Below are 15,253 nucleotides of genomic sequence, written 5' to 3' on the forward strand. Positions count from 1 at the left end.
AAAGCACCACAAAGTCCATTACGCACAATCGACATACCTCGTTACGACCCATGGCCTAGTGCCGAGAACGCCTGGAGCATCCTGCCCACAGTGGCTATGGCAGGATCATCATGGCTCTCGACGAGGCGATGGCGGCAAACGGCAAATTTCTGGTCAAACCTATTGGGGTGAACTTCACTCATACCTTGTGAGGGCTGAATTGAATTGCGGAAGCCGCACGATCCAGACTGATCAGCTCTCGGATATCTCATACCGGCACGAATGCTGGAGCCAGAGGAGAAGAGTCATGATCAACCACATTTGGGGACTGCTGGCCAACCCAGGCAGCGAATGGCGCAACATCGACCGGGAAAAGGAGAGCATCACGCACCTTTACGCCCATCACGTACTGCTGATGGCGCTTATCCCGGTAATCAGTGCCTTTATCGGCACCACCCAAATCGGTTGGCAGTTGGGTGGAGAGGCTTACAAGGTAGCTGTGCCGACGGGAGCGGTACTGGGCCTCGTATTTTATATTCTGATGCTGTTCGGCGTCGCCATCATGGGTAATGTTATCCACTGGATGTCAGACTCTTTCGCCAGCCGCCCTAGTCGCCGCCGCTGCATCGTTTTTGCCGGCTACGTCGCTACGCCGCTGTTCATCGCCGGCATTGCACTGCTCTACCCGAAAGCCTGGTTGCTGCTGGTGGTTGGAATCATCGCTCTCGCCTACAGCGCTCGCCTCCTTTATATCGGCATGCCGGCATTCTTGCGCATCCCGGTTAATGAGGGGCTGACCATCTCTGGCGGTACCCTAGCCATCGGAGTGCTGCTGCTGGAGCTGATTCTGGCACTGACCGTAGCGCTCTGGGGGCTGGGCTTCAACGACTATGCAGTGAGCTGGTCACTGTTCCGTTAGGGCAGCGAAAAGCTTAGGGGCATGCGTAAAGCGTCAAGCTTGTGGCTTAGAACGTCTTCATAGAAACCAGCGATACTCGCGGGCACTGATGCTCTCCATGAACGCCAGGTGATCCTGGCGTTTGTTCTCGCAATAGACCATAACGAACTCCTCGCCCAACCCGGCGTTCACCGCCGGATGGTGACGCATGGCAGCGACCGCGGAAAGCATGTCCATGGGGAAGTCGATACCGCTCTGACGGTTCTCGTTCAATGGTGCGATGGGCTCAATGCGCTGCTCCAGACCATGTTCCATGGCCGCCAGAATCGCCGCCAGCACCAGATAGGGGTTGGCGTCGGCACCTGCCAAGCGGTGTTCGATGCGCAGGTTACGGGCGTCCGAATCGGGAATACGCACGCAGGCATCGCGGTCTTCATAACCCCAACTGGCACGACTCGCGGCATTCACCCGTGAGCCGTAGCGGCGATAGGCGTTGTGGTGCGCAGCGAAGATCGGCATGCAGTGCGGTAGCCACTCCAGGCAACCCGCCACCGCGTGACGTAGCGGGCGCTGCTCATCGACAGCCAGCAGGTTGTTGCCCTGCTCGTCATAGAGGCTGACGTGCACGTGCATGCCGCTGCCCGGAGCATCGAGGTAGGGCTTGCTCATGAAGCTGGCCCGATGGCCGTTCTTGAGCGCCACGCCGCGGGTAAGCCGCGTGAAGAGCGCCGCCCAGTCCGCCGCCTGCAGGCCATCATCACAATGGCCGAAGTTGATCTCGAACTGCCCGGGACCGATTTCCGCGGTGATCACGTTGGCATCGATGCCCTGCTCCTCGGCCGCCTCGACGATCTCGTGCAGCACTGTGGAAAACCGAGACAGCCGGTCGATGTGCAGAGTGGGCTGATCATCCTCATCGCCACACAGGGTGTCGCGCGGATACTGCGGCAAGCCGTCCTTGAGCGTACGGTCGAACAGATAGAACTCCAGCTCGAAGGCCACCACCGGGCGAATGCCCTTGACCGCCAGCCGTTGCAGCACCCGCGACAGCACCTCCCGTGGCTCGAACTCAATGGGCGATTCGGTGCCATCGGAGCTGATCAGCATCTGACCCAGCGGCTGGCTTTCCCAGCGTACCGGCTTGAGCGTGCCGGGAATCAGCCGGCGCGTTGCGTCGGGGTCGCCATCGTTGAAGCAGTAGTCGCCGATCACGTGCAGGCCGCCCTGGGCGCCGAGCAGCACGCAGTTCTGCGGCAGCTTGAGCAGGCTGCCGGCCGCGACTTTCTCCAGCATGTCGATGGGATAGCGCTTGCCGTAGAAATGCCCGGGAATGTCCAGACAGATCAGATCCACATAACGGACGTCAGGGTGAGCGGCGCGAAAGATACGGACTTCGTCGAGCAGGTTGTCGGTGGTCATGGCGAGGTTCCTGTGTCCGCTTAGCGGAACACCCAGAGTACCCGTGCGGGCTGATCAGTGAGGTTGGCGTAACGAAACTGGCTATGGGGCGGCAACTGGAAGCTGTCGTTGGGGCCCAGCGTGACGGGATCCGGCTGATCGTCCAGCCAGATACTCAACTGCCCTTCGAGCACGAAGCCGCCCTGCTCCGAACTGTCGTTCAGGTGCCCATCACCACTGGTGGCGCCGGGCGCCAGGTGACTTTCCAGCATTGCAAAACCAGCCGACATGCTTGGCGACACCAGCACGTCGGTGATCCCGCCTGCGTAATACAGCGTGCGACGCTCGTCAGGCCGGGTGACCCAAGGCAACACCCGCGGCTTGGCGAGGCTATAGAAATAGGTAGTCGGCACCCCCAGGGTCTCGCTGATGGCGGTGAGATCAGCCACGGTCGGCCGTGATAACCCGCGCTCGACCTGGGACAGAAAGCCCACCGAGCGACCGATACGTGCCGCCAGCTCACCCAGCGTCAGGTTCTTGTGCTTGCGCAGGTCGCGAATCAGGATCGCGAGCCCCTCGATTTCTTCTTGCATGTCCATGGCGCTGTCCTTCAGATGCTGTCGCGCAGCCGGTACCAGGCCTTGCCCGCCGCTTCGAGCGGCGCAGCCAGCCAGGAGCCGCCGGGAAAACGCGGATTGCCGATGCGTTGATAGAGCGCCAGCAACTGCTCATCGCCGAGAATAGAGTCGCTCACTGCCCGCGCCGCAGCCAGGGTCGGCAGCACGCCGTGCCCGGAAAATCCCTGCAGCCAGTAACGCTGGCCCTGGCGACCGATATCGGGTGTGCGCTTCATGGTGACGTCGATATGCCCGCCCCAGCCGAACTCGATATCCACACCGGCGAGCTGCGGAAACACCCGTTCCAGGTAGGGCCGGGTCGCCGCGGGCACGTCGCTGGGCAAGCCCCCCAGATAGGTGCAACCACCGCCGAACAGCAGGCGGTTGTCCGGCGTAAGGCGGAAATAGTCAGGGACGAACTGGTTGTCGATCACGCAGCTGTCATGGGGCAGCAGCGAACGCGCCAGCTGTGGATCGAGCACCGCCGTCGCCACCTGATAGGAGCCCACTGGCAGAATGCGCCGGGACAGGGATCTGTCCAGATCATCGAGATAGGCATTGCACGCCAGCACCAGCACATCGGCCCGCACTTCACCTCGAGCGGTACGCGCACGATAGCCGCCAGGCACCTCTCTGTAACCGAGCACCTGGCTCTGCTCGAAGATCAGCCCTCCAGCCTTTTCGATGGCCCTCGCCAGGCCCTGGGCCAATTTCAGAGGATTGAGATGAGCGCCCCGGGCGTCATGCAGCGCCGCGATGTAGCGTGGGCTATCGACCCACCCGCGTAGCTCCTCGCCCTCGATCAGGCGCAAGTCTTGATAACCCCACTTGTGCTGCGCGTCGCTCTGGGCATCGCGCAACTGAGCGACACGGCGCGCCTGTACGGCAGTCCACAAGCTGCCGACCCGATAATCCACGTCGAAACCATGGCGACCCGGTAGCTCGCGCATTTCTTCGGCTGCCCAGCACATGCTCTCCCAAAGCCGCTGCGCGCCATCGAGGCCAAGCGCCTTTTCCAGCGGCGGCATATCGCAGGACCAACCCAATAAAGCCTGCCCACCGTTACGCCCAGAGGCCGCCCAGGCGATACGGCTGGCCTCCAACAGCACCACACGTTTGCCGCTCAGCGCCAGCCGCAGGCCGGTATGCAACCCGCTGAAGCCGGCGCCGATGATCAGTACGTCACAATCGAGGCTAGCCTCCAGAGCAGGACGAAGTGGAATCGGGCCGGGGTAGGTGCCGGCATAGTAAGTACCGACATGCTGGGCGGATTGCTTGAACATAAAATGAAATTATCGAAATATATTTCATGAAAAAATACACGATTAATTTCACAACGCCAAGCCGATTCGACTTTTACCCAGATGAACGAACCGTTGAGCTGCAACCGGGTCGAACCCCCCACAACAATCGAAGCACTGGCGGCTGCGTGACCAGAACCGGTCACCGAGCACAGCCCGTCCTTGCCCTGGAGCCAAGCAATGAACCGACTTTCACACCTGACCACTCCCCTGTTGCTCGTATGCGGCATCCTGCTGATCGCCGGTTGTGCCAGCCGGGAAGATTCAGACAAGGCACCCGCCGCCACCCAGGATCCAGCCGCAGCGGTGACGCCCGAAAAGCAGGCAGGAGACGCCGACTTCCAGCGCCTGAGCAGCCTGGCGCAACGCGGCGACCTGGACAGCCAGTTCAAGCTCGGCAGTTTCTACTTCGTCGGCAACCCGAAAAAAGATCTCAAACAAGCTGAATATTGGTGGAAACAGGCAGCCGATCGCGGCCATGCCGAAGCGGCCGTCAGCCTCGCCTATCTGTACACCGGGCGCGACAACCCTGAGTTCGGCAACCCGCAGGCCATGCTCAAGTACCTGAACCAGTCCGCCAGTAGCGGCAATCCCATGGCTCAGCACATTCTCGGCAACCTCTATATGCGCGGCATCCAGGGTGTCGAACGTGACCCAAACCAAGCTCGTCGCCTGTTCCAGAGCGCTTGCCGACAGAACTACGCGGCCAGCTGCAAGGCACTGGACAGCAAACCGGGCGCCTGACTGCGCTTAAGGCTGCAGACCGAAAGCCGTCTGCCCGGTGAGCATGTCGAAGGGGATGGAGAAATGCTCATGGGCGATCAGCCAGTGATCGTTCTGCTTGCGATAGCACTGGCTGACCCGCATCCATGAAGACTGCATTTCCCCCTGCTCGTTGGTTCCCCCGCAGTGGCAAAGAAAATAGCCGAAGCCCAAATCCTGCCCCAACTCGATGTGCAACTGCTGCACATCGAACAAGGTAGGGCCTGGGCAGGCGGCCATGCAGGTTTGCCAGTGCGCCATGTAGGCATCGCGCCCTTTGAACTGCAATTGCCCTACCGCATCGAAAGCCACCACATCGTCGCAGTAATGTTCGCGGATACGCGGCAGATCCTTGTCGGTAACGGCCTGACTCCAGTGCTTCAACGTCTGTTCGATGCTGGCGTGATCCGCCGCGTTCTGGGTGATGGTATTCATCGCCTCCTCCACTCATCGTCCACATTCGAAGCGCCCGTGCGCCCCGACGTAGTCCTACTCTAGCCGGGTGATCAGCAGCGGTCGGAGAAGGCGACGAATGCCCTGCCTGGAGCGCTAAGCCAGCGCCTGCAACGCCTCGTCCAATGCCGAGACCAGCAGATCGGCATGCGCCTTCTCGAAGGCCAGCAGTGGGCGAATCTTCAGGATGTTCTCCAGCGGCCCGGCCGCGCTGATCAGCACACCACGTTCACGCATGCCGTTGACCACCCGCCGCGTCTGCTCCGCCGCCGGGGCTTTGCTTTGCCGGTTGCTCACCAGTTCCACGCCGAGGAACATTCCGGCGCCGCGTACATCGCCGATCAGCTCGTGACGCTCGCTGAGCTTGCCAAGCTCGTCGAGCAGATAGCCACCGACCTGCGCCGAACGCTGCTGCAGGCCTTCGTCGCGAATCACATTCAGCACGGCCTGGCCAGCGGCGCAGGACACCGGGTTGCCGCCGAAAGTATTGAAGTAGCGCATGCTGCGCCCGAAAGGCTCGAGCACTTCAGGGCGCACCACTACGCCGGCAATCGGCTGACCATTGCCCATCGGCTTGCCGAGGCTGACCAGGTCGGGCTGCACGGCGTGCCGCTGAAAACCCCACATGTGTTCGCCGGTACGGGCAAAGCCGCACTGCACTTCATCGGCGATATACAGCAGCCCTTCGGCCTGGGCGATGCCCACTGCTTCGCTGATGCAGCCCTTAGGGCCTGGAAATATCCCATCGCTGGCGAAGATGCCGTCGATCAGCAGTGCCGCAGGCTTGATGCCGTTGGCGCGCAGATCGGCGATGGCGGCGCGCACGTCCTCGGCGAACAGCTTGCCCGCCTGCTCGGCCCCCAGACGATAGGCGTCCGGCGCGCGCACGATGCGCGCATGGACGGGCAGCTGGATGCTCGCGCCGAGCGACGGCGACAGAGCGGAAATATCGCCGGTAACGCCATGGTAGGCGAACCGGGTGATGATCACCCCGGTGCCGCCGGTGTAATGGCGAGCAATGCGCAGGGCCAGGTCGTTGGCTTCGCTGCCGGTGCAGGTGAACATCACCTGCTGCAGGCCAGCGGGAAAGGTGGCGAGCAGGTTCTCGGCATAATCGAGAATGCCTTCCTGCAAATAGCGGGTGTGAGTATTCAGGCGCGCCGCCTGCTCGGCGATGGCCTGTACCACGCGCGGGTGGCAATGACCGATGGACGCAACGTTGTTGTAGGCATCCAGATAGGCGCGACCGTTCTCGTCGTACAGCCACACGCCCTCGCCGCGCACCGTGTGCAGCGGGCGTTCGTAGAACAGCCGGTAGGCAGGGCCAAGCAGCCGTTCACGACGCTCGATCAGGCTTTTTTCCCTGTCGCTCAAACGCGCCGCATCGGCGGCGCTGAAACCGTTGATCATGCTCATGGCTGCGACGCTCCCAGACAGGCCTGACGAATTCGATTGCGCGCCGTATCGCTGGAGATGGCCGCCAGGCCGCGTAGGCTGGCACTCGCCTGACGCACGTTGCGCAGGATGTAGTCGCGATTTTCCGGGTGCAGGCTGGCCCGCCAGGCGGTGATGCTGATGGTCATCACCAGCCGGGTGGAGATCAGTTCGGCGAGGATATCCAGCTCGGCATCGTGTAGCGGATTGAGGCGGTGATAAGCGGCGATGAAGGTCAGCGCCGGCGCCAGCACGTCGCCCTCACTGCCCAGCTGATAGGCGGCGGCCACGCCGACTTCATTGATCAGCGGCGCGTGCACCATATCGCCGAAGTCGAGGATGTTGAGCAGTTGCTCCGGACGCAGGGGGTCAACGATGACGTTGTGCGGGTTGAGATCGTTATGGATGACCTGCGCACGCAGCTGCGGGTAACGCGGCTGTGCCTGGCCCTCGAAGGCATCCAGCGCCCGCGTCACCAGATCGCGCAGTTCACCGTCATCGATGTGTTGCAGCAATGGCCGCAACCGCGTGGCTTGCTGCATGTCCCACAGCAGTTCATGGCTGGAGGCAGGATGGTGAAAGTCGCCTAGCGCGCGGTCGAGCCGCGCCATGACCTCGCCCAGGTTATGGCGAAGCGCCGAACTGCGCTGTGCCACCTGGTGCAGCGGCAAGCCCTCGACGAAGGAGAACAGACGCACCAGCATCTGCTGCCCGTCGATATCGACGGAGACCGCATAGCGCCCATCCCGTGCGGCATATACACGCTGCACAGGGAGTTCGGGATCGGCCCGCTGGATATGCAGCAAGGCCTGATTCTGGAAGTCCACCACCTGGGGATTCTCCAGGGGATGGGAAATTTTCAGCAGGTAGGATGAGCCGTCCGCACAGGACAGCTGGAAATTCAGATCGCGCTCTCCAGCCAACGGCCGGATCGCGCCCAGCACGCCAAAGCATTCACTGGCGATGGCGCCAGCTCGCACCGGGCTGACCCGGGCCGGCTGCGCCTGTAACAAGGGATCATGCACAACCAGGGTATTCAGCGACACATCCATACACTCCGCAATAGACTGCTTACTGGCGGTGCCCGGCTGCTTCTAGGCGGCCGGGCACCGCGCGTTTACTTGCTGGCCCAGGCGTTGAAACGCTGCTCCAGATCTTCGCCGTGGTCGATCCAGAACTCGATATCCATGGCCCGTGCGTTCTTCAGGTTCTGCGGCGCCGTTGGCAGGCTGCTCTGGATCGCCGGATCGATCATCGCAGTCGTATGGATATTAGTCGGGCCGTAGGGAATCCCCTCGGCGTAGACTTTCTGCAGTTCCGGCGTGCTGGCCATGGCGATGAATTTCTCGGCCAGCTCCTTGTTCTTGCTGCCTTTGACGATTGCCCAGTGATCGAGGTCGTAGAGGCTGCCGTTCCACTGCATGACGAAATCGCGGCCTTCATTCTGTGCGGTGGTAACCCGACCGTTGTAGGCCGAAGTCATCACCACGTCCCCGGCGGCCAGCCACTGCAACGGCTGCGCGCCGGCTTCCCACCACTGGATGTTCGACTTGATCTGATCGAGTTTGCGAAACGCCCGCTCGACACCTTCGTCGGTACCCAGCACCTTGTAGAGATCGGCCTGCGCCACGCCATCGGCGAGCAGGGCGAACTCGAGCGTGAACTTGGCGCCACGGCGCAGGCCACGCTTGCCGGGGAATTTCTCCACGTCCCAGAAATCCGCCCAACCCGCCGGCGTGCCCTTGAGCTTGCTGCTGTCGTAGGTCAGCACCGTCGACCAGATGAAAATGCCGGCGCCACATTCGCTCACCGCTTCCGGGATGAAATCCTCACGCTTGCCGATGCTTGCCCAGTTCAGCGGCTCGAACAGCCCTTCACTGCAACCACGGATCAGTTCCGGGGTCTCCACTTCTACGACATCCCAGGTGACCTGACCGGTATCGGCCATGACCTTGATCTTGGCCATCTCGCCATTGTACGCGGAGGCTTCGATACGCACCTTCTCGCGCTCTTCGAAGGGTTTGTAGAAGGCTTTTTCCTGAACCACCTTGTTATCACCGCCGAAGGAAACCACGGCGAGCTTTTCCGCCGCTTGCAAGGTCGCGGCGCTACAGGTGATGGCGATCAGTAATGCGGTTTTCTTGAACATTGAGGGTTGCTCCTGGCAGGGCCTCACTTGGCACTGATTGGGTAAGGGCAGCTTCAAGGAAGAAACACCGATGCTTTACCTACAAGAACCATTAGGTACCTGGGGGTGGAGCGGGAGCCTAGCGCTGGGAGGCTGACAACGTTCATCAGGCCATCTAATTGTTGTTATTGGCTTGCACGGCAGGGCCATTAAAACACCCAGAAAATTATGATGCATCATATTTTTAATTGAGCCATGATCCATCCAGGCAGTTGTGCCTGAGCACGCCTTCTATTCCGGGAGATACGCAATGAGCGATCAGAAAACGCTGCTGCTGACCGGCGCCAGCCGCGGCATCGGCCATGCCACGGTGAAGCATTTCAACGCGGCCGGTTGGCGGGTGTTCACCGCCTCGCGGCATGACTGGGTGGCTGAATGCCCGTGGGCGGAAGGCAAGCTCAACCATATCCACCTGGATCTGGAGGACATCGAGCACTTGGAGGAGAGCCTGCCGCTAATACGCGAAAAGCTTGGCGGGCGCCTGGATGCACTGGTCAACAATGCCGGCGTGTCGCCCAAGGGCGACGAAGGCCAGCGCCTCGGCGTGCTGGGCAGCGACTACGCGACCTGGATCCAGGTGTTCAACGTCAACCTGTTCTCCACGGCCCTGCTCGCCCGCGGCCTGTTCGAAGAGCTGAAGGCAGCCAAGGGCAGCATCATCAACGTCACCTCCATCGCCGGTTCACGGGTGCACCCATTCGCGGGCTCGGCCTACGCTGCGTCCAAGGCCGCCCTCTCCGCCCTGACCCGGGAGATGGCGCATGAGTTCGGCTGCCACGGCGTGCGGGTCAATGCCATCGCTCCCGGTGAGATCGACACCTCGATTCTGTCCTCGGGTACCGAGCTGATCGTCGAACGCGACATTCCCATGCATCGCCTGGGCAAACCCGAGGAGGTGGCGTCGCTGGTGCATTTTCTGTGTACCTCGGGCGCGGGTTACGTCAACGGCGCAGAAATTCACGTCAATGGCGGGCAGCACGTGTGACGTTCGCCGCGGTAGAATCCGCGCGCCCGCGCTCCGGAAGTCACTGCCATGAAGTACCCCATCGATGGTCTCAGCCATGCCTACCTGGGCAGTGGCGTTTATGCATTGCTGCGCGAGGCGCTGATCACCGGTCGCTTTCGGCCTGACGATCGCTTGCGCATCCGCGACCTGGCCGAGCAGCTAGGCACCAGCGTCACACCGGTGCGCGACGCCATTCTGCAACTGGCCAAGGAAAAGGCCCTGGTTCTCAAAACGCCGCGAGATATTCGCGTGCCGGTACTGAGCCAGGAGCAGTACGCCGAGATCCGCAGCATCCGTCTGGCGCTTGAAGGTCTGGCGGCGGAAACCGCAGCCGGCAAGGTGACAGCCGAGCAACTGCAGATGCTCGAAAGCAATATTCGCGACAACCTGCAAGCCGTGCACAGCGGTGAACTGGTCGCTGCGCTGAAGCTCAATCAGGCTTTTCATTTTGCCCTGGCCGATATTGCCGGCATGCCGCTGCTGCGCGACGTGCTCGATAGCCTGTGGATGCGTACCGGCCCACTGATCGCCCTGGCCTACGGCGACTTCAACGAACGCATGGCCATCGAACATCATTGGGAAGTGTTGCGCGCCTTGGAAAAAGGCGACGGCGCTGCGGCGCGCCAGGCGATCTGCACCGATATTCTCGATGGCAATCAGAAGATGATGGAATTCATCGCCAGGCGCGAGACCACGCTGGTCTGAGAACAGAGTTACCAACTTTATGCGGTAGTTCGGCGCTACTGGCCACAGAGATACCTGCCCTGGCCAAGACTGTGGGAGCGCGCCATGCGCGCGAAATCACGGGCATCGACTGGGCGTCCCCACTCATTCCCACAGGCGGTGTGCTAACAGGATCGTGAACAGGTTCTGAAGAGACCGGTGCGCTTGTGGCGCACCGGGTGACGCTCAAGGGTAAGAACCGCGGTCAGGCTTGTGGCCCGGCGCGTATAAGCGAGGCCGCCGAGGCGACCCGCCTATTCGGTCAGAGCGCAGTGACCAGCTCACCACGCTCGATAAAGGCATCGAGATTATCGAACACCAGGTTCTCCATGGCCAGCCGGGTTTCCTCGGTGGCGCTGCCAACGTGGGGTAACAGCACCACGTTGGGCATCTCGAACAGTACTTCGGGCACTCGCGGCTCATCTTCGAACACGTCCAGCCCTGCACCGCCAAGAGTACCGGCCTGCAATGCAGCGACCAGCGCCTGCTCATCTATCACGCTGCCCCGGGCGATATTCACGACGATGCCTTGCGGCCCAAGCGCCTCGAGCACCGCGGCATCGATCAGGTGATGGGTCGACGCCCCACCCGGACAGGCCAGCACCAGAAAATCGGCCCAGCCTGCCAGCGCCTTGAGATCGGCCTCGTAGCCATAGTCGGTGGTCGGATCGGGACGGCGATTATGGTAGCGGATGTCCATGTCGAAACCGGCAGCACGCTTGGCGATGTCCTTGCCGATCCGGCCAAAGCCGACGATACCCAGCTTCTTGCCACTGACCTTGCGGGTCAGCGGGTACTGGCCCTTGAGCCATTTGCCCTGCCGCACATGCTGATCGGAAGCGGAGAACTGCCGTGCGGTGTCGATGAGCAGACCGATGGCCGTGTCGGCGACACATTCGTTGAGTACGTCCGGCGTGGTGCTGATCGGGATGCCCCGCGCTTTCGCCTCATCGACGGCAATCGAATCGTAGCCGACACCGAAACTGCAGATGGCCCGCAGGTTGGGCATCTGCGCCAGTTGCTCGGCCGAGCAACCGTAGCGAGCCGAGGTGACCACGATGTCGATATCGGCACCGTGCTCGGCGAGATAATCCTTGGGCTGTTCCCAAAGGCGGGTCAGTTGATAGTCGCGCTGCAGACGCTCGTTGAAGCGACTAGGGAAACGACCGACCTGAAGCACGTTGGGGCGACTCATGCAGCTCTCCTCTGATTCTGGCTGAGAAGCAGATGATACCTGCCACTGCGCAAGCGAAAGCAACGCGGCAGTGATCATCGCGCTATAAAACGAACCGGCCTCAAGTCTTGCGAGCTAGAGCCCTGCAAGGCAAAAAGAGGCGAGGAAGCGGAGTGTACTTTTGTACATGAGCATTCCGAGCCTGTTTTTAACGCCGCAGGGCCGACGCGCAGCTGACTTTAGGCTGGTTCTCAGGTCACTGGAGCCGGATTGAAAAGCACCAAGTCGTTGTGCAGGCGATGCTTCTCCGCCCAGGTCTGCTTCCTGCCGCTGGCGACGTCCAGATAGAGCTGGAAAATGTGCCAGCCCATCTCGTCGAGGGTCATGCGCCCCGAGGTGATCTGCCCGGCATCGACGTCGATCAGATCCGGCCAGCGCTCCGCCAGTTGCGTGCGTGTGGCCACCTTGATCACCGGCACCATGGACAAGCCGTAAGGCGTGCCGCGACCGGTGGTGAAGATGTGCAGGTTCATGCCGGCCGCCAATTGCAGCGTGCCGCAGATGAAATCGCTGGCCGGGGTGGCGCAGAAGTACAGACCTTTGCCACGAATCCGCTCGCCCGGCGAAACCACGCCGACGATGGGGCTGTTGCCCGATTTGGCGATGGAGCCCATGGCCTTTTCGACGATGTTGTTCAGGCCGCCCTTCTTGTTACCTGGCGTGGTGTTGGCACTGCGATCGGCCATGCCGCGTTCCAGGTAACGGTCGTACCAATCCATCTCGCGGATCAGCGCATCGGCCACTTCGGTGGTCGAGGCGCGCGGAGTCAGCAGGTGGATGCCGTCACGCACTTCGGTGTTTTCCGAGAACATCACGGTGGCGCCAGCGCGCACCAGCAGATCCGAGGCTACGCCCAGCGCTGGGTTGGCGGTGATGCCGGAAAACGCGTCGCTACCGCCGCACTGCATGCCGACCACCAGCTCGGAAGCCGGTACGGTTTCGCGGCGACGTTGATCGAGCACCTTCAGGCGCGTCTCGATCATGGCCATGATCTCTTCGACCATGCCGACGAAGCCGGTGCTGGAATCCTGCAAGCGGAACAGCCACTCCTCCTCGTCCATGCCGTTGGTCAACTGGTCGCCATCCATCAACTGGTTGGCCTGCAGTTTTTCGCAACCCAGGCTGATCACCAGCGCCTGGCCGCCGAGGTTGGGATTGCGGCTGATGTTGTAGAGGGTGCGGATGGGCACCACGGCGTCCGGTGCATTGATCGCCACGCCACAGCCGTAGCTGTGCGACAGCGCCACCACGTCGTCGACGTTGGGGTATTTGGGAAGGATTTCCTTGCGCACGCGGTCGACGCAATGGTCGAGCACCCCGACCACACACTGCACCGTGGTGGTTACGCCCAGGATGTTGCGCGTGCCGACGGTGCCGTCCGGGTTACGGAAGCCTTCGAATGTGTAGCCTTCCAGCGGCGCCGGCGCAGGCGCCTTGAGCGTCGCCTTGGGCAGGTTGTCCAGCACTGGCGGTTCGGGCATGCGCAGCACCGCCTCGGTCACCCAGGTGCCGGCAGCGATAGGTTTCAGGGCATAGCCGATCACCTCACCGTAACGCACCACGTTGCCACCTTCGGGAATCGCCACCAGCGATACCTTGTGGCTTTGCGGTATGCCCTCCAGCGCCTCCAGGCCATCGGCGAAACGGCCACCGGCTGCCACACCCTGCTCGTTGACCACGACGCCGACGTTGTCGTCGGCGTGCAGGCGGATGTAACGCGGGGAGTCCAGATGTTGAATGAGTTCCATGAGGCTAATCCTTTTCTTGTTGTCTTAAACACGTTCAAGGCCTCACCTAGGGTTGCCAGGCAAGGCCATGAGCGGAGTCAGGTTGTCAGCGAGGGCGACGCCTGATCATTGATCGCCAGGCCGTTTTCATCCCTCAACACCACGCGCTGGATACGCCCGACGATGAACAGGTAACTGAATACCGCCACCAGTGCGTTGGCGCCTACGTACACCAGCGCCCATTTGAACGAGCCGGTGGCACTGATGATGTAACCAATGACGATCGGGGTGGTGATCGACGCGATATTGCCGAAGGTGTTGAACAACCCACCGGACAGGCCGGCGATCTGCTTGGGCGAAGTATCCGATACCACGGCCCAGCCAAGGGCGCCGAGACCTTTACCAAAGAATGCAAGGGTCATGAAACCGACGACCATCCACTCGGCCGACACGTAGTTGCACAGCACCATGCTGGTCGATAGCAGCAACCCGAAGATGATCGGCAGCTTGCGCGCCAGGGTCAGGCTGTAGCCGCGACGCAGCAGCCAGTCGGAGATCACCCCACCGAGCACACCACCAAAGAACCCCATGATGGCCGGCAAGGAAGCGATGAAGCCAGCCTTGAGAATGGTCATACCGCGCTCCTGCACCAGGTACACGGGGAACCAGGTGAGGAAGAAATAGGTGATGCCATTGATGCAGTACTGACCCAGGTAGACACCGACCATCATGCGATTGGTCAGCAGTTGGACGATGTAATTCCACTTCGGTCCGCCCCCGCTCTTTGCCTGATCCATGTCGACCAGACCACCGTTGCTGGCGATGTGCTCGACTTCAGCAGCACTGATACGCGGGTGTTCCTTGGGGTTGTAGATGGTCTTCATCCATACGCCGGCAAACATGATGCCCAGCACACCCATGACCACGAATACGTGCTCCCAGCCGTAGGTGTAGACGATCCAGCCCATCAACGGCGCGAACAATGCAGTGGCGAAATACTGCGCCGAGTTGAAGATCGCCGATGCCGTGCCCCGTTCCGCCGTTGGGAACCAGGCAGCGACGATGCGCGCGTTCCCCGGGAACGACGGTGCTTCGGCAAAGCCGACCATGAAACGCAGCACGAACAGTGTCACCACGGCCCAGGCCACCGGCATCATGCCGACGAACCCCTGCAACAGGGTGAACAGCGACCAGATGAAGATGCCTGCGGCATACACGCGCTTGGAGCCGAAGCGGTCAAGCAGCCAACCGCCTGGAATTTGACCGATCACGTAGGCCCAGCCGAACGCCGAGAATACATAGCCGAGGGTTACCGCATCGATGCCCAGATCCTTCTGCATACTGGAGCCCGCGATCGCAATGGTCGCTCGGTCCGCGTAGTTGATCGTCGTCACCAGAAACAGCATCAGCAGTATCAGGTAACGGACGTGGGTCTTCTTAGCGTCTCCCATGGAGATTTCACCTCAAGCGTTATTTTTATTACTGAACGGTTGCCACCAAGCACGTGCGGACGCGCCAGCCGCCCGCGGGCGG

At 61.5% G+C, this 15,253-nt stretch carries 14 protein-coding genes; 4 read left to right on the plus strand and 10 right to left on the minus strand.

The annotated features are described in order from the left end of the window. Positions 1–286 precede the first annotated feature (286 nt). Entirely contained in the window at positions 287–898 is a 612-nt protein-coding gene (locus ACZ0AI_RS11960; protein WP_463562093.1) for a Yip1 family protein, read from the plus strand. 57 nt (positions 899–955) lie between these two features. Here ACZ0AI_RS11960 and ACZ0AI_RS11965 read toward each other — a convergent pair whose 3' ends face one another. From ACZ0AI_RS11965 to ACZ0AI_RS11975, 3 genes are read right to left on the minus strand one after another with little or no spacing between them, the layout of a single operon-like run. Further along, positions 956–2,296 carry a glutamine synthetase family protein gene (locus tag ACZ0AI_RS11965; RefSeq protein WP_463562094.1) on the minus strand — a complete coding sequence of 447 codons (1,341 nt, stop codon included), beginning with the start codon at positions 2,294–2,296 and terminating at the stop codon, positions 956–958. A 20-nt stretch (positions 2,297–2,316) separates the two neighbouring features. Further along, on the minus strand, positions 2,317–2,874 hold the full coding sequence (locus tag ACZ0AI_RS11970) for a helix-turn-helix domain-containing protein (RefSeq protein WP_463562095.1): 558 nt from the start codon (positions 2,872–2,874) through the stop codon (positions 2,317–2,319). An 11-nt stretch (positions 2,875–2,885) separates the two neighbouring features. Beyond that, positions 2,886–4,175: an NAD(P)/FAD-dependent oxidoreductase gene (locus ACZ0AI_RS11975; RefSeq protein ID WP_463562096.1), complete on the minus strand. Its 1,290-nt coding sequence runs from the start codon at positions 4,173–4,175 to the stop codon at positions 2,886–2,888. Between the two features lie 198 nt (positions 4,176–4,373). Here ACZ0AI_RS11975 and ACZ0AI_RS11980 point away from each other — a divergent pair, with 198 nt between their 5' ends. Then, positions 4,374–4,937, plus strand: a complete 564-nt coding sequence (locus ACZ0AI_RS11980) for a tetratricopeptide repeat protein (protein WP_463562097.1) — start codon at positions 4,374–4,376, stop codon at positions 4,935–4,937. 6 nt (positions 4,938–4,943) lie between these two features. Here the strand turns inward: ACZ0AI_RS11980 and ACZ0AI_RS11985 are convergent, their stop codons facing one another. The 4 genes from ACZ0AI_RS11985 to ACZ0AI_RS12000 form a co-directional block, all read right to left on the minus strand. Further along, entirely contained in the window at positions 4,944–5,390 is a 447-nt protein-coding gene (locus ACZ0AI_RS11985; RefSeq protein ID WP_463562098.1) for a YybH family protein, read from the minus strand. Between the two features lie 114 nt (positions 5,391–5,504). Beyond that, entirely contained in the window at positions 5,505–6,824 is a 1,320-nt protein-coding gene (locus ACZ0AI_RS11990; protein ID WP_463562099.1) for an aspartate aminotransferase family protein, read from the minus strand. Continuing rightward, positions 6,821–7,888: a phosphotransferase gene (locus tag ACZ0AI_RS11995; RefSeq protein WP_463562100.1), complete on the minus strand. Its 1,068-nt coding sequence runs from the start codon at positions 7,886–7,888 to the stop codon at positions 6,821–6,823. Before ACZ0AI_RS11995 ends, ACZ0AI_RS11990 begins: the two co-directional genes overlap by 4 nt. Positions 7,889–7,959: 71 nt before the next feature. Next, entirely contained in the window at positions 7,960–8,991 is a 1,032-nt protein-coding gene (locus ACZ0AI_RS12000) for an ABC transporter substrate-binding protein (protein WP_463562101.1), read from the minus strand. Between the two features lie 289 nt (positions 8,992–9,280). Between ACZ0AI_RS12000 and ACZ0AI_RS12005 the strand changes: the two genes are divergently transcribed. Next, positions 9,281–10,015: an SDR family NAD(P)-dependent oxidoreductase gene (locus ACZ0AI_RS12005; RefSeq protein ID WP_225838817.1), complete on the plus strand. Its 735-nt coding sequence runs from the start codon at positions 9,281–9,283 to the stop codon at positions 10,013–10,015. A 48-nt stretch (positions 10,016–10,063) separates the two neighbouring features. Continuing rightward, entirely contained in the window at positions 10,064–10,741 is a 678-nt protein-coding gene (locus ACZ0AI_RS12010; RefSeq protein WP_463562102.1) for a GntR family transcriptional regulator, read from the plus strand. Between the two features lie 280 nt (positions 10,742–11,021). Here ACZ0AI_RS12010 and ACZ0AI_RS12015 read toward each other — a convergent pair whose 3' ends face one another. The 3 genes from ACZ0AI_RS12015 to ACZ0AI_RS12025 form a co-directional block, all read right to left on the minus strand. Next, entirely contained in the window at positions 11,022–11,954 is a 933-nt protein-coding gene (locus ACZ0AI_RS12015) for a 2-hydroxyacid dehydrogenase (RefSeq protein WP_463562103.1), read from the minus strand. 230 nt (positions 11,955–12,184) lie between these two features. After that, positions 12,185–13,741, minus strand: a complete 1,557-nt coding sequence (garD, locus tag ACZ0AI_RS12020) for a galactarate dehydratase (RefSeq protein WP_463562104.1) — start codon at positions 13,739–13,741, stop codon at positions 12,185–12,187. 77 nt (positions 13,742–13,818) lie between these two features. Next, a complete protein-coding gene (locus ACZ0AI_RS12025; RefSeq protein WP_463570008.1) occupies positions 13,819–15,171 on the minus strand; it encodes an MFS transporter in 1,353 nt (450 codons plus the stop codon). Positions 15,172–15,253 lie beyond the last annotated feature (82 nt).

The sequence above is a fragment of the Pseudomonas sp. AC355 genome (assembly GCF_979258205.1).

Coding starts and splice junctions, on each gene's coding strand:
- ACZ0AI_RS11960 (WP_463562093.1), top strand. CDS start 287: ATGATCAACCACATTTGGGGACTGCTGGCCAACCCAGGCAGCGAATGG.
- ACZ0AI_RS11965 (WP_463562094.1), bottom strand. CDS start 2,296: ATGACCACCGACAACCTGCTCGACGAAGTCCGTATCTTTCGCGCCGCT.
- ACZ0AI_RS11970 (WP_463562095.1), bottom strand. CDS start 2,874: ATGGACATGCAAGAAGAAATCGAGGGGCTCGCGATCCTGATTCGCGAC.
- ACZ0AI_RS11975 (WP_463562096.1), bottom strand. CDS start 4,175: ATGTTCAAGCAATCCGCCCAGCATGTCGGTACTTACTATGCCGGCACC.
- ACZ0AI_RS11980 (WP_463562097.1), top strand. CDS start 4,374: ATGAACCGACTTTCACACCTGACCACTCCCCTGTTGCTCGTATGCGGC.
- ACZ0AI_RS11985 (WP_463562098.1), bottom strand. CDS start 5,390: ATGAATACCATCACCCAGAACGCGGCGGATCACGCCAGCATCGAACAG.
- ACZ0AI_RS11990 (WP_463562099.1), bottom strand. CDS start 6,824: ATGAGCATGATCAACGGTTTCAGCGCCGCCGATGCGGCGCGTTTGAGC.
- ACZ0AI_RS12000 (WP_463562101.1), bottom strand. CDS start 8,991: ATGTTCAAGAAAACCGCATTACTGATCGCCATCACCTGTAGCGCCGCG.
- ACZ0AI_RS12005 (WP_225838817.1), top strand. CDS start 9,281: ATGAGCGATCAGAAAACGCTGCTGCTGACCGGCGCCAGCCGCGGCATC.
- ACZ0AI_RS12010 (WP_463562102.1), top strand. CDS start 10,064: ATGAAGTACCCCATCGATGGTCTCAGCCATGCCTACCTGGGCAGTGGC.
- ACZ0AI_RS12015 (WP_463562103.1), bottom strand. CDS start 11,954: ATGAGTCGCCCCAACGTGCTTCAGGTCGGTCGTTTCCCTAGTCGCTTC.
- garD (WP_463562104.1), bottom strand. CDS start 13,741: ATGGAACTCATTCAACATCTGGACTCCCCGCGTTACATCCGCCTGCAC.
- ACZ0AI_RS12025 (WP_463570008.1), bottom strand. CDS start 15,171: ATGGGAGACGCTAAGAAGACCCACGTCCGTTACCTGATACTGCTGATG.